Source organism: Allohahella marinimesophila, from assembly GCF_039538005.1.
In the GTDB taxonomy this organism is placed as follows: domain Bacteria; phylum Pseudomonadota; class Gammaproteobacteria; order Pseudomonadales; family Oleiphilaceae; genus Allohahella; species Allohahella marinimesophila.
The window spans coordinates 70,527-88,978 of sequence record NZ_BAABBO010000011.1; the positions used below are offsets into that span (position 1 = coordinate 70,527).

18 protein-coding genes are annotated in these 18,452 nt (G+C 57.9%); 9 read left to right on the forward strand and 9 right to left on the reverse strand.

Translation table 11 applies throughout. The features are described 5' to 3' along the window. Positions 1 to 61: 61 nt before the first annotated feature. Genes ABD735_RS12545 through ABD735_RS12575 form a run of 7 tightly spaced genes read left to right on the forward strand, consistent with a single transcriptional unit; the run spans position 62 to position 7,669 of the window. Positions 62 to 2,503 carry an LPS-assembly protein LptD gene (locus ABD735_RS12545; RefSeq protein WP_344806909.1) on the forward strand — a complete coding sequence of 814 codons (2,442 nt, stop codon included), beginning with the start codon at positions 62 to 64 and terminating at the stop codon, positions 2,501 to 2,503. Between the two features lie 42 nt (positions 2,504 to 2,545). Beyond that, on the forward strand, positions 2,546 to 3,904 hold the full coding sequence (locus ABD735_RS12550; protein ID WP_344806911.1) for a peptidylprolyl isomerase: 1,359 nt from the start codon (positions 2,546 to 2,548) through the stop codon (positions 3,902 to 3,904). Beyond that, positions 3,905 to 4,921, forward strand: coding sequence for a 4-hydroxythreonine-4-phosphate dehydrogenase PdxA (gene pdxA / locus ABD735_RS12555; RefSeq protein ID WP_344806913.1), 1,017 nt, complete (start codon positions 3,905 to 3,907; stop codon positions 4,919 to 4,921). Continuing rightward, positions 4,918 to 5,784 (forward strand): 16S rRNA (adenine(1518)-N(6)/adenine(1519)-N(6))-dimethyltransferase RsmA, encoded by an 867-nt coding sequence (gene rsmA / locus ABD735_RS12560; protein WP_344806915.1) that lies wholly within the window; start codon positions 4,918 to 4,920, stop codon positions 5,782 to 5,784. The genes pdxA and rsmA overlap by 4 nt, the downstream gene beginning before the upstream one ends. Next, complete coding sequence (locus ABD735_RS12565) at positions 5,781 to 6,641, forward strand: symmetrical bis(5'-nucleosyl)-tetraphosphatase (RefSeq protein WP_344806917.1); 861 nt, start codon at positions 5,781 to 5,783, stop codon at positions 6,639 to 6,641. Before rsmA ends, ABD735_RS12565 begins: the two co-directional genes overlap by 4 nt. After that, positions 6,638 to 6,847, forward strand: coding sequence for a sulfur carrier protein ThiS (gene thiS, locus ABD735_RS12570; RefSeq protein WP_344806919.1), 210 nt, complete (start codon positions 6,638 to 6,640; stop codon positions 6,845 to 6,847). The genes ABD735_RS12565 and thiS overlap by 4 nt, the downstream gene beginning before the upstream one ends. Positions 6,848 to 6,856: 9 nt before the next feature. Next, a complete protein-coding gene (locus ABD735_RS12575; RefSeq protein ID WP_425548613.1) occupies positions 6,857 to 7,669 on the forward strand; it encodes a thiazole synthase in 813 nt (270 codons plus the stop codon). 19 nt (positions 7,670 to 7,688) lie between these two features. Here ABD735_RS12575 and ABD735_RS12580 read toward each other — a convergent pair whose 3' ends face one another. Then, on the reverse strand, positions 7,689 to 8,543 hold the full coding sequence (locus ABD735_RS12580; RefSeq protein WP_344806923.1) for a prephenate dehydratase: 855 nt from the start codon (positions 8,541 to 8,543) through the stop codon (positions 7,689 to 7,691). A gap of 155 nt (positions 8,544 to 8,698) precedes the next feature. On the opposite strand from ABD735_RS12580, the gene ABD735_RS12585 reads away from it, so the two are divergent. Then, positions 8,699 to 9,262 (forward strand): J domain-containing protein, encoded by a 564-nt coding sequence (locus tag ABD735_RS12585; RefSeq protein ID WP_344806925.1) that lies wholly within the window; start codon positions 8,699 to 8,701, stop codon positions 9,260 to 9,262. Here the strand turns inward: ABD735_RS12585 and ABD735_RS12590 are convergent. Further along, complete coding sequence (locus ABD735_RS12590; RefSeq protein ID WP_344806927.1) at positions 9,230 to 9,898, reverse strand: LysE family translocator; 669 nt, start codon at positions 9,896 to 9,898, stop codon at positions 9,230 to 9,232. The genes ABD735_RS12585 and ABD735_RS12590 overlap by 33 nt on opposite strands. Positions 9,899 to 9,941: 43 nt before the next feature. Between ABD735_RS12590 and ABD735_RS12595 the strand changes: the two genes are divergently transcribed. Next, complete coding sequence (locus tag ABD735_RS12595; protein ID WP_344806929.1) at positions 9,942 to 10,298, forward strand: glutaredoxin family protein; 357 nt, start codon at positions 9,942 to 9,944, stop codon at positions 10,296 to 10,298. A 19-nt stretch (positions 10,299 to 10,317) separates the two neighbouring features. Here ABD735_RS12595 and purD read toward each other — a convergent pair whose 3' ends face one another. The 7 genes from purD to accC all read right to left on the reverse strand — a co-directional run bounded on the left by purD (position 10,318) and on the right by accC (position 18,431). After that, positions 10,318 to 11,649: a phosphoribosylamine--glycine ligase gene (gene purD, locus ABD735_RS12600; RefSeq protein WP_344806931.1), complete on the reverse strand. Its 1,332-nt coding sequence runs from the start codon at positions 11,647 to 11,649 to the stop codon at positions 10,318 to 10,320. 71 nt (positions 11,650 to 11,720) lie between these two features. Then, the gene (gene purH / locus ABD735_RS12605) at positions 11,721 to 13,358 is read right to left on the reverse strand and encodes a bifunctional phosphoribosylaminoimidazolecarboxamide formyltransferase/IMP cyclohydrolase (RefSeq protein ID WP_344806933.1); all 1,638 of its coding nucleotides are present in this window, start codon (positions 13,356 to 13,358) and stop codon (positions 11,721 to 11,723) included. Positions 13,359 to 13,422: 64 nt separating this feature from the next. Next, positions 13,423 to 13,743, reverse strand: a complete 321-nt coding sequence (gene fis, locus ABD735_RS12610) for a DNA-binding transcriptional regulator Fis (protein WP_344806935.1) — start codon at positions 13,741 to 13,743, stop codon at positions 13,423 to 13,425. Then, a complete protein-coding gene (dusB, locus tag ABD735_RS12615; protein ID WP_344806937.1) occupies positions 13,740 to 14,864 on the reverse strand; it encodes a tRNA dihydrouridine synthase DusB in 1,125 nt (374 codons plus the stop codon). Before dusB ends, fis begins: the two co-directional genes overlap by 4 nt. 137 nt (positions 14,865 to 15,001) lie before the next feature. Further along, positions 15,002 to 16,090, reverse strand: a complete 1,089-nt coding sequence (locus ABD735_RS12620; RefSeq protein ID WP_344806939.1) for a DUF3426 domain-containing protein — start codon at positions 16,088 to 16,090, stop codon at positions 15,002 to 15,004. A 39-nt stretch (positions 16,091 to 16,129) separates the two neighbouring features. Further along, on the reverse strand, positions 16,130 to 17,086 hold the full coding sequence (gene prmA, locus ABD735_RS12625) for a 50S ribosomal protein L11 methyltransferase (protein ID WP_344806941.1): 957 nt from the start codon (positions 17,084 to 17,086) through the stop codon (positions 16,130 to 16,132). A gap of 7 nt (positions 17,087 to 17,093) precedes the next feature. Next, positions 17,094 to 18,431 carry an acetyl-CoA carboxylase biotin carboxylase subunit gene (accC, locus tag ABD735_RS12630; RefSeq protein ID WP_344807395.1) on the reverse strand — a complete coding sequence of 446 codons (1,338 nt, stop codon included), beginning with the start codon at positions 18,429 to 18,431 and terminating at the stop codon, positions 17,094 to 17,096. Positions 18,432 to 18,452 lie beyond the last annotated feature (21 nt).

The following is an 18,452-nucleotide window of genomic DNA, read 5'->3' on the forward strand; positions in this document are numbered from 1 at the left end:
CCACGATCTGGATCCGCAAGCTCCGATGCCCTACCGACCACCTCGCCACTGCATAACAAGCGTGCCTCATGCAGTCAGGCGGGTCAGTAGCAGTGTACTCATCAGTTCCATGCTGAGCACGGCTGCGGCCTGTGCGCTGCTGTCTCCACTGGCACAGGCTGAAACGGAAGCCGAAAGACAGACCATAGCCGAACTCGACTGGGTGCCGCGGGAAAGCTTCGACAAACGTTTGCGAGACTCGATAGAGCCGTATTGTGAGGGCACTTACCTGGTGCCCCAATATGGTTTCGACATGACCCTCGAGACACCAAGTGGCGCCGCAGGCTCCAGGCTGGCCGACCTGGTCAAGGCTCGAGCCGGTGAGGTCAGTGCCGATTCTGGCTCGTATGTCCGCTTCAAGGACGGGGTCGAGGTGCAGCAGGGCGAATGGTGGGTCGAGGCGGAGAACGCCGAAATGGATCGTGCTACCGATGTGATGACCGCTTATGGTGGCATGATCGCGCGCGGGCCGCGGATTGGATTTTCTGGCGGTTTCATGCGCTATAACTTCAAGTCGAGCCTGATTGAAATAGAAAATGCCGATTACGTGCTGTATGAACGGCATGCCAGGGGAGAGGCGACCTCGATACGCTCGGAAGGCTCTGACGTCATCTATGCAACAGATAGCAGTTTCACCACCTGCTCTCCCGGCAACACCTCATGGTCGTTGATGGCGCGTTCGCTGGAGCTGAATCGTAAGGAGGGCGAAGGTGTTGCCCGCAATGCCACCTTGCGGGTCGCAGACGTGCCTATTCTGTATTTGCCTTATTTTGCGTTTCCACTGGACGACAGCCGTCGCAGTGGCTTCCTCTTTCCTTTCATCGGGTCGTCCAATGCCGGCAGTGGTATTTCGATTGGAGCACCGTATTACTTCAACCTGGCACCGAACTACGACCTGACCTACACGCCGCAGTATATCCACCGGCGCGGCATTCTTAATGAACTAGAGGGACGGTATCTCGATCCGCGTTCCGAAGCTGTGTTCAGAGCAGGTTACATTGCCAACGACGAGTCCTTTGCCGAAAGCAATCCAGACAAGGGCAGCGGGCGCCGGTTCGGCGTCGATTTCGAGCAGCGCTATCTGGTCGATCGCCAGTGGTATGCACTGCTCGACTACAACTACGTCAGTGACTTGCGCTACATCGATGACCTCAATCGCACCCTGCAGATCCAAAGCGAGACCCATATCCGACGTACGATCGACGTCAAGTATGCCGGGGAAGATATGGAGCTGCGCACCCGATTTCTTGGCTATCAGACTGTCGACCCAAATATCGCCCGGGTCGACCGGCCTTATCTGCTGCTGCCACAGATTTATCTCGACTACGACATCAACGACGAGCTGTTCAGATATCAGATCACTTCGGAATACAGCTATTTCTGGCGCCGCGACGATGAGATCGAAGATCCGGCGCGTCGGGTGAAAGGCAGCCGCTGGCGTACACAGCCCTCGCTCTCGTTTCCGTTCAGCAGGACCTGGGGTTATTTCACACCGAAGCTGAAGCTCGACCATACTGACTATATTCTGCAGGATCGCCTCCCAGGCGAAGAGACTCATGTCAGTCGGACAGTTCCCTTTTTCAGCGTCGATTCCGGAATCTATCTGGATCGTAAGCTTGAGCTCTTCGACAGGCTGTATAATCAGAGCCTCGAGCCAAGAATATTTTACGTGGCTTCAGCGCAACAGAATCAGCAGGATATCCCGAATTTCGATACATCGGTGGCGACCTTTAGCTTCTCGCAGCTCTACAATGAGGACCGTTTTTTCGGTGGCGATCGCGTTGGTGACAACAATCGCCTGACGCTCGGTTTTACGACCCGCTTCAATGAATACATTTCAGGCTGGGAGCGTTTGCGCCTGAGTCTCGGACAGATCTTTCATTTTTCCGACCGTGACGTGGGCTTCAGGGATCCACAGGGCAACGAGTTGTCGCCGGGAACGGAATTTGACGGTATCAGTGACGACAGCAAGTCTGCCTTTGCCGGCGAGCTGGCCTGGTCTCCGAACAGGCGCATGGACATTCGTGTCGATGGATTGTGGGATCCAGACACCGGCGAGACGGAGCTTGGGGGCACCTCGGTCTCGTATCATGATGAAGATTACAGGACGATCGTGAATCTCACGCACCGTTATAGTATCGACAATCTCGAGCAGGCCGATGTGTCGACGATCTTGCCGGTGTCGGATACGACTTCCTTCATTGGCCGCTGGCTTTACGATTTGAACACCAAGCGGACGCTAGCGACTATTTATGGTCTTGAGTACACCGACTGCTGCTGGCGGGTTCAGGCCATGGTGCGGAGCATACTGGAAGATGACAGCAAGATTGATCACGGTTTTATCCTGCGCTTTGAGCTGCGAGGCCTTGGCGAGATAGGCACAGGCGTCACCTCCGCACTCGAGCAGGAAATTCGCAATATGCGCGAACGCGATAATTACCGGCAGACCCGGTACAATTGGTAGGCAGTGGTCTGCATTCACACAGCCAGAGGCTGACTGGAGTTTATGAATAGTTATTCGAAATCACGATCCTGGATGAACCGGTGTTCGCCTGTCTCGTTGGCACTTTGCCTTGCTGTCCTTGCGACGCTATCTGGTCTGGCGACGAACCTGGCTGCGGAGGAGATGCTCGTCGATTCCGTGGTCGTCGTGGTCGACGACGACATCGTGCTCAAGCAGGAGGTGGACGCGAGAGTGGATCAGATCCGCAAGCGTATCCGGCGCGATGGGGGTACGCCGCCGCCTCGGGCGGAGCTCGAGCAGCGTATCGTCGAGCAGCTCATCAACGAACGCATTCAGTTGCAGATGGCGCGACGCGCTGGTCTTCGCATCAACGACAGCCAGCTGAACGAGACACTCACGACCATTGCCAGGGAAAATGGCATGACGCCGGAACAGTTTGAAGACGCCCTGAAACAGGACGGGCTCAGCCTGAGCGAAGCCCGTGAGCAGATTCGCCGTGAAATGTTGATGGGCCGACTGCAGCAGAGAAACGTCGAGCCTCGGGTCCGGGTCACCGATCGGGAAGTCAACGACTATCTGGCATCGGCAGCTGGTCAGGCGCAGTCCGAAGTGGAGTATCGGCTGGCGCACATACTCATAGAAGTGCCCAGGGGTGGCGATACCGATCCGGCGACTAACGAGGAACTGCAGAGCCTGCTCAAGGCCCTGGAAGAGGGTGAGGATTTTGCGAAGCTCGCGAGTGAATATTCGGATTCAGGTACAGCCAGTGACGGCGGAGATCTCGGCTGGCGCAAGTCGACTGACCTGCCCGGACTGTTCGCACCCGTCGTGCCTGATCTCAAGGTTGGAGAGGTGTCCAGGCCGCTGACCACGCCCACCGGCCTGCATCTGGTCAAGCTTGTCGAGCAGCGGGGCGGTACGCAAAAGGTCGTTCAGCAGACGCTGACTGACCACATCCTGGTGAGTCCCGGCGCACTGCGCAGTGAAGCAGAGGCTGAAAGTCTGATCAGGGAGATCGACCAGCGCCTTGAAGCCGGCGAATCTTTCGAAGCGCTCGCGCGCTCCTATTCAGACGATCCGGTCAGTGCCAGTAATGGCGGCTCGCTCGAGTGGGCGTCGCCAGGGCAGACAGTGCCAGAATTTGAGGCGGTCATGAATCAGACCCCTCTCGGTGAAGTCAGCGAACCTTTCCAGAGCCAGTTTGGCTGGCACATTCTGCGGGTCCGCGATCGACGCGAGCAGGACCAGAGCGAGCGTTTCATGTTCGTCGAGGCAAAGAACTCGATCAGCAAGCGAAAGTTTCAGGAAGCGCTGTCGAAATGGCGTACCGAAATTCGGGACGAGGCCTTCGTCGAGTTCCGTGATGAGCGATACGCCCCGCCCGATGGTAGTGACAGTTAGGTGACTGCTTCAGGCGCGCAAGCCAGCCGCCCGCTGATCATCACCAGCGGCGAGCCTGCCGGTGTGGGGCCAGACCTCTGTGTCAGGCTGGCGGCGGGCGGGTTGAGTGCGCCTGCCGTGTTTGCTGGTGATCCGGATTTGCTCAAGTCGCGCGCTGCTGGGCTGGGCCTGGATATCGAGCTTGTGGAATATCGCGACGATATGAGCCTCCCAGCCGCCGATGGCGGAAACGCCGCGCCGCCGCAGATGTTCGTATTACCAGTTCCTCTCGCGGACACTGTTGCCCCTGGTCAACCTTCGGCTGCCAATGGCGCTGCGGTGGTGAGCATGCTCCAACAGGCTGCACAGGGCTGCCTGGACGGTCGGTTCAGGGCCGTGGTCACTGCGCCGGTAAACAAGGCGCTCATCAACGAAGCCGGCATTGCCTTCAGCGGTCATACCGAGTTCTTTCAGGATTATGCCGGCGTGCCCCTGGTCGTCATGATGCTGGCCAGTGCAGACCTTCGTGTCGCGCTGGTGACCACGCACCTGCCGCTGCGCCATGTAGCCGATGCCATCACTGAAGCCCGACTGCGTAGCATCATCGAAATTCTGCTGCACGATCTGCGCTCACGTTTCGGCCTGGCCAGTCCTCGGATACTGGTCGCCGGTCTCAATCCCCATGCGGGGGAAAACGGCTATCTTGGCCGAGAGGAAATAGACATCATCACGCCAGTACTGGACAGTTTTCGTGCCGCCGGGCATGCGCTCATCGGGCCGCTGCCAGCCGATACCCTCTTTACCCCCAAGGTGCTCAAAGGGGCGGATGCCGTGTTGGCGATGTATCACGATCAGGGCCTGCCGGTACTCAAGTATCAGGGTTTTGGCGCAGCGGCAAATATTACCCTGGGGCTTCCTTTTGTCCGAACATCGGTCGACCACGGAACAGCCTATGATCTGGCCGGAACGATGAACGCCGATCTGGGCAGTCTACAGACTGCCGTCAGGGTTGCCCTTGAAATGACGGTGCGCGCATGAGCAATCCAGTGAATCCTGGTCAGGCAGCTCAACTGCCTGGCTTTCGTCATCAGGCGAGGAAACGCTTCGGGCAGAATTTCCTGCGCTCTTCCACGGTCATCGATCGCATCATCGCCGCCATCCGGCCGACTGAAAGCGACCATGTGGTGGAGATTGGACCCGGGCAGGGGGCCATCACCGGCGGCCTGCTCGACAGCGGTGCGCTGGTATCGGTCATCGAACTGGACCGCGATCTCATCCCGCTCCTCAAGATCGAGTTTGCAACGCGGCAGAATCTTCGCATTCACGAAGCCGACGCGCTGCGCTTCGATTTCGCTTCGCTGGTGGCTGAAAATGGGGGCGTAGATGCGGCGCCGGCAGGCCTACGGGTGGTGGGAAATCTACCTTACAATATTTCCACGCCACTGATATTCAAGCTGCTCGAATATCGTACCTTCTTCGCGGACATGCACTTCATGCTTCAGCGTGAGGTGGTCGAGCGTCTGGCAGCCGAACCCGGCAGCAAGACTTACGGTAGGCTCAGCGTCATGACGCAGCACGCCTGTCGCGTCGAACAACTCTTCGATGTTCCGCCGACTGCCTTCGTGCCGGCGCCCAAGGTCTGGTCTGCGATTGTCCGGCTTGAGCCTCTGCCGCGGCACTTCACCTCGAAAGAGGACGAGGCACTGTTCGCAAACGTCGTTCAGCATAGTTTCTCGATGCGGCGGAAGACCATCAGAAATAATCTGAAGGGTATCGCAACGGACTCGCAGCTCGAGGCCGTGGGGATAGACCCGGGTTGTCGAGCCGAAACCCTGAGCGGTGGGAGCTTTGTCAGGCTGGCTGAATTGTTGATTGAAGAAAAAAAGCGGACGGCAATATGAGTTTCTTCGCCATCGGTGACATCCAGGGCTGTTACGACGGTTTTCGGACTCTGCTGGATCGCATTCATTTCAATCCGGCTGCGGATACGGTCTGGCTTGCCGGCGATCTCGTCAATCGTGGCCCGGGCTCGCTCGACACGCTTCGTTTTGTTCGCCAGCATCCCGCCTTCAGCGTGGTGCTGGGTAACCATGACCTGCATCTGCTCGCAGTGGCCTTTGGTGGTGCTTCGCTCAGGCGGAAGGATACACTGCGCCAGATACTGGATGCACCTGACGCCGCAGAGCTTCTGCAATGGCTGGCGCAGCAGCCATTGATGCTGACCGGGCAGAGCGTCAGCGGCCTCAGCCTGGCGATGACCCATGCCGGCATTCCCCCGCACTGGACAATTTCAAAGACGCAGTCGCTGGCGGGTGAGCTTGAAACGGCTATTCGCGAAGCCGCAGCCAATCCAGACAGCGATCATTTTCTTCGGCACATGTATGGCAACGAAGCCGACCAGTGGAAGGAAGCGCTGGATGGCACACTCAGGCTGCAGGCCATAGCGAATTACCTCACCCGCATGCGTTTCATCGACAACGACTTCAGGATGGACCTCAATCTGAAAGAGGATGTCGATTCGGCCCCCTCGAATCTGAAGCCCTGGTTCACGTATCCCCGGCCCGACAAGGTACGCATCCTCTTCGGCCACTGGGCGGCCCTGGAAGGTGAGGCTGCCTCCAGTTATGCCATAGCCCTTGACGCCGGCTATGTATGGGGTGGGCATATGAAAGCCGTCAATATCGATACGATTACAGACAATAATGACCACGTCGCCATAGAAGTATCGGCGCCGATGGAGCAGGTGCCGACCGGATGAAAACCGTAGATATCAGCGTCAATGGCGAAGCCTGCAGCATGCCAGCCGACGCCAGCGTAGCCGACCTGCTTGCCGAGTTGAAGCTCGCGGGCAGGCGGATTGCCGTAGAGCTCAATGAAAATATCGTCCCAAAATCCAGTTACGCGCAGACGCGATTGGCGACTGGTGATCAGCTTGAAATCGTTCACGCCATAGGTGGAGGTTAATCAGTGTCAATAGTGAGACCTGGAGCGAGTGAAGCCGATCGCTTCACGGTAGGCTCCCATACTTTCAATTCACGATTGCTGGTCGGCACCGGCAAATACCGTGATTTTGAACAGACCCGTCTGGCGATAGAGGCCAGTGGCGCAGAGATCGTCACCGTAGCGATTCGCCGGACGAACATCGGACAGAACGCCGATGAGCCCAATCTGCTCGATTACCTGCCGCCGGATAAATATACCATCCTGCCCAATACCGCAGGCTGCCATACCGCGAAAGACGCTGTGCGGACCTGCCGACTCGCTCGTGAGCTGCTGGATGGCTGGAACCTGGTCAAGCTAGAAGTGCTCAGTGAGCACAAGACCCTGTATCCGGATGTGGTCGAGACACTCAATGCTGCCGAGGTACTGGTTCGGGATGGCTTCGAAGTCATGGTCTATACCAGCGACGATCCCATCGTGGCACGGCAACTGGAGGCGATCGGCTGCAAGGCTGTGATGCCGCTGGGCGCGCCAATCGGGTCCGGTCTTGGCCTGCAGAACCCCTATAACATTGCGATGATTCTGGAAGAGCTGACGGTGCCTGTGCTGGTTGACGCGGGAGTGGGTACCGCATCCGAAGCGGCCGTGGCCATGGAGCTGGGCTGTGATGGCGTCCTGATGAATACCGCCATCGCGCTGGCGGAGGATCCCATCATGATGGCCAGAGCCATGCGACTGGCTGTGGAGAGCGGGCGACTGGCTTACCTGGCCGGGCGCATGCCGAGGCGGGCGCATGCCAGCGCCTCATCGCCCATGGACAATCTGGTCGGTCGTCGCCCCGGCTGATTTCAAGCCGAATCGGGACCTAGTCGGCCGTCATCCTGTGCACATTACTGCTGCGGAAAGGATGTGAACGGTAGGTGCCCAGCAGACGGACTTCGTCTACGAAGAAGGTCAGTTCCTCGATCGCCAGCTTCAGAGATTCGGAGTGCACGTGCCCTTCGATATCGACGTGAAACTGCGTCGCATTGAGGCTGCCACCAGGCATATAGCTTTCGAGCTTGACCAGGTTCACCCCATTTGTGGCGAAACCACCAAGGGCCTTGTAGAGTGAGGCCGGGATATTTCTGACCTTGAACAGCAGTGACGTGATGTATTCGACGCCAGGCTCCATGGGCGGAATCTGCTCCTCATGGGACAGAATGATGAAGCGTGTGGTATTGCCTGCCTTGTCCTGAAAATTCTCCTGAATGATGCTGAGGCCATACAGTTCGGCTGCCAGTCTCGAGGAAATTGCCGCGTGGGTCGGGTCAGCCATCTGACTGATCTCCAGCGCCGCGCCAGCCGTGTCCAGCTTGGCCTGAGCCTGCATGCCCAGGCGGGTAATGTTGTCCTTGCACTGGGCAAGCGCCTGCGGATGGGAGTGGACTACCTTTATCTGCTCGAGTCGGGTGCCGGGTAGACCGACCAGGCAGTGATTGACGGCCTCGAAATGTTCGGCGACGATATGGAGACTCATCTCCGGAATGAGCCGATAGATTTCTTCGACCCGCCCGGCTGTGGAATTGTCCACCGGGATCATGGCGAGCTCGGCAGTCCCTGCTTCAACCTCGAGCATGGCCTTGTGGAACGAAGCGCAGGCCCGCGCGTTCTTTTCGGGAAAGACATGCTTGCAGGCGAGATGGGAATAGGCGCCCTCGTGGCCCTGATAAACGATCAATGCAACCTCGACTCTGACTGATATTTGCTGATGCTGGTTTGACAGCGGTGTCGCGAGTGTAATTCAATCCGGCCCGTAACAAAACAACCGCCCTTCGCTCTGTTGCGCCGGGTGGTGGCGGGTCCTGGCGGCGCCGCACATCTTTCTGGAGCTACATGCAAACGCTCATATTCCTGATTCTCGCCATTGGCTTCTATTTTTTCATGAAGCGGGTGTTTACCGTGGGCGGGTCGCCGCGGGAGCGGCTGCTCCTCATCGCGGTCGGCGTGGGTATCCTTGGTCTGCTGGCCTACATGGTCATCCATGGCCGCTTCCAGTTTCTCGCGCCGCTCATGGCCGGCCTCATTCCACTGATCCGTCGTCTGCCGCTTTTGCTGTCCCTGCTGGGTCGCGTCTTTCCCCAACAGAAGGCGCAGGTCCTCGAACGTCTGAAAGGGCTGTTCGGGCGCCGTATCGACAGCGGCGATAATCGGTCTGGTGAACATCGAGGTTCCGGCCAGAATGCTGGGCGCAGAAGGGGCACGCAAGCTGAGCGACGAGCAGCGCTTGAGACGCTGGGGCTCTCGGGTGATCCGGACAAAGCCACCATCGTCGCCGCTCACCGGCGGCTCATGCAGGCGGCCCATCCAGATCATGGGGGTAGCCATGAGGAAGCGGCGAAGCTCAATGCCGCAAAGGATTTTCTCCTAGCGGGTTTCAGTAAACAGCAGCAGGCGTGAGCCGAAGGCAATAAGAATGCCACCCATGACGGCGTCCACCCATCTGAGCGAGCGCAGGAAACGACTTCTGACTGCTGTGGTCGACAGCAACAGGCTGACCGTCACGAACCAGCCCATGGTCGCCAGGCACATGTAGATACCGTAGCCAAGCTGCATCAATTTCGGGGTGCCAGGTTCTATCACGACGGAAAATAGCGCAAAGAAGAACAGGGTGGCCTTCGGGTTGAGCACATTCGTCAGGAAGCCGGTCCAGAGGCTGGCGGCAGGCCGGAAAGCTGCTGGCTCGGCCGTATGACTTGACGATGAGTCAGCAGGGTCCTGCCCAGCGGGTAGCTTCTTTGCTGCAAACGCGCTGCGAAGGCACTGAATGCCGAGATAGATAAGATAAGCCGCCCCGCAAAGCCGGACGAGATCGAATAACCAGGCGGATTGATGCATGATAACGGCGAGTCCGAGCAGGGAATAGGCCACATGCACCAGAATGCCGAGACCAATACCAATGCTGCTGGCGACTGCTGCGGCCTTGCCGGCCACCAGGCTTTGGCGAATGACAAGCATGAGGTCGGGGCCGGGACTAATAACGGCCAGCAGATGGGCCACGGCCACCATTAAGAATTCCTGCCAGTATGCGAGCATGTCCTGTATCCTGAACGCCGACACTCATCCATCGGGAGCGAGCATGAGCCGGGTCGTCATAGTGCTTCTGAGTCTGCTGCTGATGCCTGCGAGCCAGGCCGAGTCAGACACGAATTCAATCACGCTGTTCAGCCAGAACTACTGCGCCGCCTGTGAAGTAGCCAAGCGCTACCTGGATGCCAGAGCTGTTCCCTACCGGGAATACAACATCAGCGACTCACCACTGGCACATCGCTATTTTGACAAGCTGGGTGGCCGAGGCACGCCCTTTTTCATCGTCAACAACAAGCGGATGCAAGGCTTCGACAGTCAGCGTTTCTGGTCTCTCTACGGCCTGCCTGAGGCAGACGGCCCCGCAGTCGAGGCCATGGCAGTAACGCCGCCACCCGATGGGCCATGAGCGACATTCAGCCGACCTGTCAGGCCTTGCCCTGCTCCCTGGCAACAGCCCGGTAGCCTATGTCACGACGGCAATACATGCCATCCCAGCTGATCCGATCGACGCCTGCGTAGGCACGAGCCTGTGCTTCCGCCACGCTGCTACCCAGCGCAGTGACACAGAGTACACGACCGCCATTCGTCGTCAGCGCATTCTCAGCGCCCGGCTGGCTACTCGTACCGGCGTGAAATACCTTGAGCACACCAGCCGGCAGACCAAGTGCTTCAGCGGTCACATCGCCCTGTTCGTCGAGACCGTGAATCACCTTGCCCTTGCCATAAGCTTCAGGATAGCCGCCTGCGGCGAGGACCACGCCAAGCGCAGAAGCCTCGGTCCAATCACAGCTGACCTGATCGAGCCGTGCCTCGATGCCGGCGAGTATCAATTCAGCAAAATCGCTGTCCAGACGCATCAGTACAGGCTGCGTTTCCGGGTCGCCAAAGCGGCAGTTGAACTCAATGACGTTTGGCGTACCGTCAGCGGCTATCATAAGGCCCGCATACAGGAAGCCGGTGTAGGGAATGCCATCGGCAGCCATGCCTTGTACGGTAGGCTCGATCACTTCCGCCATGATGCGCTCATGAATCGCCGGCGTAACTACCGGCGCTGGTGAGTATGCGCCCATGCCGCCGGTATTGAGGCCGGTATCGGCGTCCCCGATTCGCTTGTGGTCCTGGCTGGAGGCCATGGCGACAATATTGCTGCCATCGACCATGACGATAAAGCTGGCTTCTTCGCCTACCAGGCAGTCCTCAATGACGACCCGATGACCCGCATCGCCAAAGCTGTTGCCTTCGAGCATATCCCGGACAGCGGCTTCTGCCTGATCGATGGTCTCTGCCACGATGACGCCTTTGCCGGCAGCCAGGCCATCGGCTTTCACAACGATTGGCGCGCCTTGCTGGCGAATGTACGAGATGGCTTCATCAGGATTGGTGAAGGTTTCATACGCCGCAGTCGGAATACCGTGCCTGGCCAGAAAATGCTTGGTAAAGGCTTTGGAGCCTTCCAGCTGGGCCGCAGCTTGCGAAGGCCCGAAAATGGGGATCTGACGAGCTCGGAAGTAGTCGACGATACCGGCTACCAGCGGCGCCTCTGGGCCTACGATAATAAAATCGATGGACTCTGCCTTGACCAGCGCTTCAATGCCCGCAAAATCGAGCATATCCAGAGCCACATTACTGACCCCTGGCTCGAGCGCAGTGCCGGCATTGCCGGGTGCAACCAGTACCGCATCAACGCGCGAACTCTGTGCCAGTTTCCATGCCAGGGCATGTTCACGTCCACCAGAGCCAATGACAAGAGCTTTCATTTTGAATCCTGTGCTTGATGACCGCTCAGCCATCAAATTGACTGTGCGGGACCATGAGGTGCGCCGACAGACTAGTGTCGGAAGTGGCGCATGCCGGTGAAGACCATGGCGATATCGTGGGCATCAGCTGCAGCGATGACTTCGTCATCACGGATGGACCCACCCGGCTGGATGATGGCTGTGATACCAACCCTGGCGGCAGCTTCAATGCCATCCTTGAAGGGAAAGAAGGCATCGGAGGCCATGACCGAACCGGCAATCTTGAGCCCCTCGTCACCCGCCTTGATATTGGCGATCTTGGCGCTATAGACGCGGCTCATCTGACCCGCGCCGATGCCTATGGTGCGCCGTTGCCGTGCATACACGATGGCATTCGACTTGACGAACTTGGCCACTTCCCAGGCGAACAGCATATCGTCCATCTCCTGTTCGGTCGGCTCACGCTTGGTAACTGTCCGCACATCGTCTTCACTGACGATGCCGAGATCGCGGTCCTGAATAAGCAAACCGCCAGTGACACGCTTGTAGTCGAGCGCCGTCTGGCGCACGTTGACCAGTTCGCCACAAGCAAGGACCCGAATATTGGGCTTGCGAGCAAAGGTCTTGATCGCATCTTCACTGAATGATGGGGCGACGACGACTTCGACGAACTGACGGTCGAGAATTTCCCGTGCGGTGTCAGACTCCACCTCGCGGTTGAAGGCGATGATGCCGCCAAACGCGGAAGTGGGGTCGGTCTGGTAGGCGAGGTCATAGGCCTGCAGAAGATCTGCACCCAGCGCAACGCCACAGGGGTTGGCATGCTTCACGATGACACAGGCTGGATCGGCATACGGCTTTACGCATTCCAGTGCAGCATCGGTATCGGCGATATTGTTGAAGGAGAGTGCCTTGCCTTGCAGCTGGGTCGAAGACGCTACGCCAGGTTCGGTATTGTCGGCTTCAACGTAAAACGCGCCTTCCTGGTGGGGGTTTTCGCCATGACGGAGGTCCTGCTTCTTGACGAACTGCATGCTGTGGGTGCCCGGGAATACCCGTTTACCTGCTTCACGGACCGAACGAAGATTGAGGTCCGTGTTGTCGGCGTCTTCAAGCTGTTCATTGGCAGCGGCAATGGCCCCAAGATAATTGGAGATCAGGCCATCGTATTCCGCTGTATGGGCAAAGGCCTTGGCTGCCAGACTGAAACGCAGGTGGGCACTGAGCCAGCCCTTGTCCCTGCGGATATCAGCCAGCACACCACTGTAATCACGAGGGTCGACTACGATGCAGGTGTGCGCATAATTCTTCGCGGCGGCTCTCACCATGGTAGGGCCGCCGATATCGATGTTTTCAATGGCAGTATCTATTGAACAGTCTGGTCGGCTCACCGTGTCCTTGAATGGGTAAAGATTCACGATCACGAGGTCAATGGGCAGAATGCCATTGTCCTGCATGACCTGATCATCCTGGCCGCGTCGACCAAGAATGCCACCGTGAACCTTCGGATGCAGAGTTTTCAGCCTGCCGTCCATCATTTCCGGAAAGTCTGTGTATTCGGAAACTTCCGTCACCGAAATCTTGTTCTCCTGCAGCAGGCGATAGGTGCCGCCGGTGGAGATGATTTCGATGCCGATCGCGGCAAGCGCGTTGGCAAATTCGACAATGCCCGTCTTATCAGAAACGCTGATCAGCGCCCGTCTGACCTCGATTGAGCCAACTGCACTCATGAACTCTTCCCATTACAAAATTGAGGATTACCGGACGTCATGTCCAGAGGTGTGTACCTGTGACCTAGAGGAGGCCGTACTGCTTCAGCTTCTTGCGAAGCGTGCCGCGATTCAGGCCGAGTATCTCGGCGGCTCTGGTCTGGTTGTTTCTGGTAAATCTGAGCGTCTGCTCCATCAGCGGCGCTTCGACTTCGGAGAGTACCATGTTGTAGATATCCCTGACTTCGAGACCATCCAGCTGGCCGAAGTAACGGGCGAGAGACTGGTCGACACTGTCTCTCAATGTACCTGGCTTGTCTTTCTGATCCACGTACAGTTGACAGCTCGGACGGCTTGTTTCGGCAAGTGATTCGGCTGTAGAGGACGCGAGAGTTTCCGTATTCATGCGGCATTTTCCTTATAGTTATGAGGATTGTTATGGGTCTTTTGGTCGTTCTTGCTAGGCTTGCTCTGAAAGGCGCGGTCAGCGCCTGGGTCAGCACTGTTACCGGTACAGGTAGCCGGGGGAATGCTGACGGTTTGCTCGTTGAAAAATGCACGAATATGCATCAGTTGCGTCTGGCTGTCCTGCAGCGTGTTGAACAGGCGCCTGAACTGGGTCACTAGGCCGGCGTCGATTCCGCAGTGGTCGAGATACCAGCCAACATGCTTGCGGACAATCTTGACGCCTGCGGCCACGCCGTAGAAGTCGTGGAGTTCATGAACATGTCGATAGACCAGTTCACCGAGCGCGATCCGGTCGGGGCGGGCGGCCACTGCTTCGGGCTGAAGTCCACTGAAAGTGAGTGCCTGGGCCAAAGCCCGAAACAGCCAGGGCTGCCCCTGTGCAGCTCGACCAATCATTAACGCATCGGCGCCAGTGTAGAGCTTGATCGCCAGCGCCTTTTCCACAGAATCGATATCGCCGTTGGCGATCACGGGAATGCCGACAGCCTGCTTTACCTCGGCAATGGTGTCGTACTCGGCATCACCTTTGAAGCGGTCCTGACGCGTGCGTCCGTGTATGGTCAGTGCCTGAATGCCCGCTGACTCGGCAATGCGTGCAATGGCGACCGCATTCCTCGTTTCTGGCGACCAGCCAGTGCGAATCTTCAGTGTGACCGGGACATCGACAGCAGCCACGACTGCGTCGAGGATGGCGGCTACGAGGGCCTCATCGCGCATCAGCGCCGAGCCTGCAGCCTTGTTGCAGACCTTCTTTGCTGGGCAGCCCATGTTGATATCGATGATCTGCGCGCCATGAGTCACATTGTCGCGTGCAGCGTCTGCCATGAAGCCGGGATCCGCGCCGGCAATCTGCACCGATATCGGCCCACTTTCGCCCTCGTGGTTGCGACGGCGATGAGTTTTTGCGGTATCGCGAAAGGCGGGGTTACTGCCCAGCATTTCCGAAACGGCCAGCCCGGCACCCATTTCACGGCAGATCTTTCGGAACGGCCGATCAGTGACGCCCGCCATGGGGGCGACTACAAGCGGTGGATCAATTCGATGCTGGCCTATAAGCATGGCGTTCAATAATTGAGCGGTAAGGGAGGATGGCTATGATACTCATGTCTCCAGTTCTGTTAAAGAGCAGAATAGGACATTTATTCATCAAATCTGAGACATAGCAGCTTGACAGGCCTTCAGGACGCCTAAAGCGCTCAGGATTTCGGTTGGCTCAGGCGCTCGTAAGCGGCAGAAGGTTGAAAATCAAGACGATAATTGACCGCCGCTGGACCCGGATCATGTATCTCGAGCACGATCTTCAGCGGCGCTTCGGGCGTCATGAACGCATCCTCCGGATCGAGATTCGGGAAGTACTCGCCTGGGGTGAATCGGCGTCGGGCGATAATTCTGTCGTTGGCGTCCGAAAATTCGAGCTGTATATCCGGGTAGGGCTGGGGAATGTCGGCCTTGTTGACAATGATGCTGTCGACGACCAGCGCATTTCTTTCGACAGGATGGGCGCGAACCACCAGATCCTGACTATGGATATCATCGAGCTGGTAAATGGAGGGCAGTTCGCAGCCGGCGTGATCACAGAAGGTCTGGTAAATCGGAATCAGTTCCGGGAAACGCTGGGCAAGCTTGTCGAAATGGAGCCAGGCCAGCTGGGCAAGCAACAGCAGCGCGAGAATCGTAGCCAGTGCAACGCCGCCAACCGACAACCACATTGTTCGATAATCGACGCCTGCAGTGGTTCTCCCGGGGCGGTGATCGGGGCGATCCGCCCGCAGTTGATCGAAATTGTTGCTCTGGCCGAAGTGGCTGTCAGCGCCATAATTCGCAAACTGTTCTGTTGGCGCGGCAGCTGCAGGTACTCTGGTCTCAGTATTCTCCCGGCTTTTCTCGCTGGAGACGCTTTCTTTCAGCAGATCCTCTGCCCAGGCTTCGTCAGCGGCACTATCGTCTGCATAGTCGGGCTCGTCGGCATGGGCGTAGTCGAATGTGTCGTCGACAAAGGCATCGGAATAGTCATCGGTGCCGACGGGTTTTAACGGCGAGCGGCGCTTGCCATAGCCGTGCTCGAAATCATCGACGCCATCCTGGATGAGTTCATCATCGTCGCCATCGGCAAATACCTCTGGATCCTCATGCGGCACCTGTGCGGCATCCTGTACCTCGACGAGGTTGTCATCGGCCTGAAACACCTGCATGCAGGCGCCACAACGGACCTTGCCAGCAGCCAGTTCAAGCTGCTTTTCGGTGACCTTGAAAGTGGCGTCGCAATGGGGGCACTGGGTGAGCAAATGAGAGTCCCTATGACAATGGCGGAGATGGCTAAAGAATCATACTCTGCGTCCATGCAGGCAGCACCAATCTTCCAGCATGTCACACTGCAATTCAATACCATGGTCGAGGTAGGCCTGCCGGACAGCCTGCGATTGATCAGCCAGAACGCCAGACAGCACCAGATGGCCGCCCGGACGCACGAGGGCTGACAGTTGGCTAGCCAGCTCGATGAGCGGGCCGGCCAGAATGTTAGCGACGACGAGATCCGCCTCCCGACCTTTCAGCTCGGGAATATCGACACAGTTCAGCCGGTCATCCACCTCGTTCAGCCGCGCATTTTCACGAGTTGCGGTGAGTGCCTGAGGGTCAATGTCGACGGCTAGCGCCGATTCGGCCCCTAACAGGAGTGCCGCAATACCCAATATGCCGGAGCCGCAACCAAAATCGATGACGGTAGGCGGGCTCTCGCGGAAGCTGCTGTAGTCTTCGGCACTGAAAAAAGTATCCAGGAAGGTCAGGCACATGGCGGTGGTGGGGTGGGTTCCAGTGCCAAAGGCGAGACCGGGATCCAGTCGCAGTTCGACAGCGTCTTCCCGCGTCTCCTTGTCCCAAGAGGGCACAACCCAGAGTCGCTGACCGAAAGGCATGGCCTTGAAATGGCTCATCCACGACCGTTCCCACACCTCATCTTCCAGTTCTTCGGCTTTCAACGTGGCCAGCAGCCTTTCAGCGGGCTCACCGAGTCGACCGACAGTCTCTCGAACAGCGGCGATCACAGCTTCGGCCATGGCGCCGCTATCGGCGAGATCGAAAAGTGCGGTGACTGTGAGTGCCTCCCAGAGTGGGGTCTCGCCCGGGCCGGGTTCCAGTAATGGCTGGTCAGCTGCGTCGCCCAATGTGACCGATACTGCGCCCGCCTCGAGTAAGGCCTCTTCGAGCGGATCGACATCAGCTGGGGTGCAGTCCAGGCTCACTTGCAGCCATTTTGCCGGGTTCAGAGCGTTTTCAGGCATGGAAATCCTAGGCTTTCAGCAGCTTTTCAAGATAGTGAATATTGATGTCCATGCTGCGGACACCGCTATCGCTGACCAGCCGACGATGCAGCGGCAAGTTGGTCTGAATGCCTTCGATCACCATTTCATCGAGAGCGTTTCGGCTGCGGTTGAGCGCGTTCTCGCGGGTGCTGCCCCAGCAGATGATCTTGCCGATCAGAGAGTCGTAGTAGGGCGGCACTCTATAGCCGCTGTATATATGCGAGTCGACCCGGACACCGTTGCCCCCGGGGGCGTGGTAGTATCGAATTTCGCCAGGGCTGGGCACGAAGCGCACCGGGTCCTCGGCATTCACCCGACACTCGACTGCGTGGCCCCTGGCGATGATGTCTTCCTGACGGATGTTCAGAGGCTCGCCGCTGGCAATGGATAGTTGCGCCTTCACGATATCGATGCCCGTGATCATCTCCGTCACCGGATGCTCGACCTGGACACGGGTATTCATTTCAATGAAGAAGTATTCACCGTTCTGGTAGAGGAATTCAAAGGTGCCTGCGCCACGATAGTTGATGTCCTTGCAGGCTTTCACACAGGCGGCCAGCACTGCAGCCCTGGCTTCCTGGTCGACATTGATCGCAGGCGCTTCTTCCAGCACCTTCTGATGTCTGCGTTGCAGCGAGCAGTCCCTATCCCATAGATGCACGGCATTGCCCTGGCCATCCGCCAGCACCTGAACTTCGATATGTCGCGGTGAATCCAGGAATTTTTCCAGGTACACAGTCGGATCGCCGAAGGCTGCGTTCGCTTCGGATTGTGTCACCTGAACAGCATTCAGTAGCGCAGCTTCGGAATAGACCACCTGCATGCCGCGTCCACCCCCGCCCGAAGCGGCCTTGATCAGGACCGGATACCCAATCTCGCGGGCGGTCTCGAGCGTCAGTTTGGCGTCATCAGTGATGGCGCCTTCTGAACCGGGCACTGTGGGTACGCCGGCTGCCTTCATTGCCTGCTTCGCAGAGACCTTGTTGCCCATCAGTCGGATGGTGTCAGCCGTGGGCCCAATGAAGATGAAGCCACTCTTTTCGACCTGTTCAGCGAAGTCTGCATTTTCTGCCAGAAAGCCGTAGCCGGGATGGATGGCGACGGTGTCAGTGACTTCGGCCGCACTGATGATGGCCGGGATATTGAGGTAGCTGAGCGCTGCCGAGTTGGGGCCGATACAAACGGATTCGTCGGCGAGCCGGACGTGCATCAGGTCGCGGTCAACCTGCGAATGGACCGCTACGGTCTGAATGCCGAGTTCCTTGCAGGCCCGAAGTATTCGAAGTGCAATTTCACCGCGGTTCGCGATAAGCACTTTTTTGATTTTTCCTGAGCGACTCAAGTC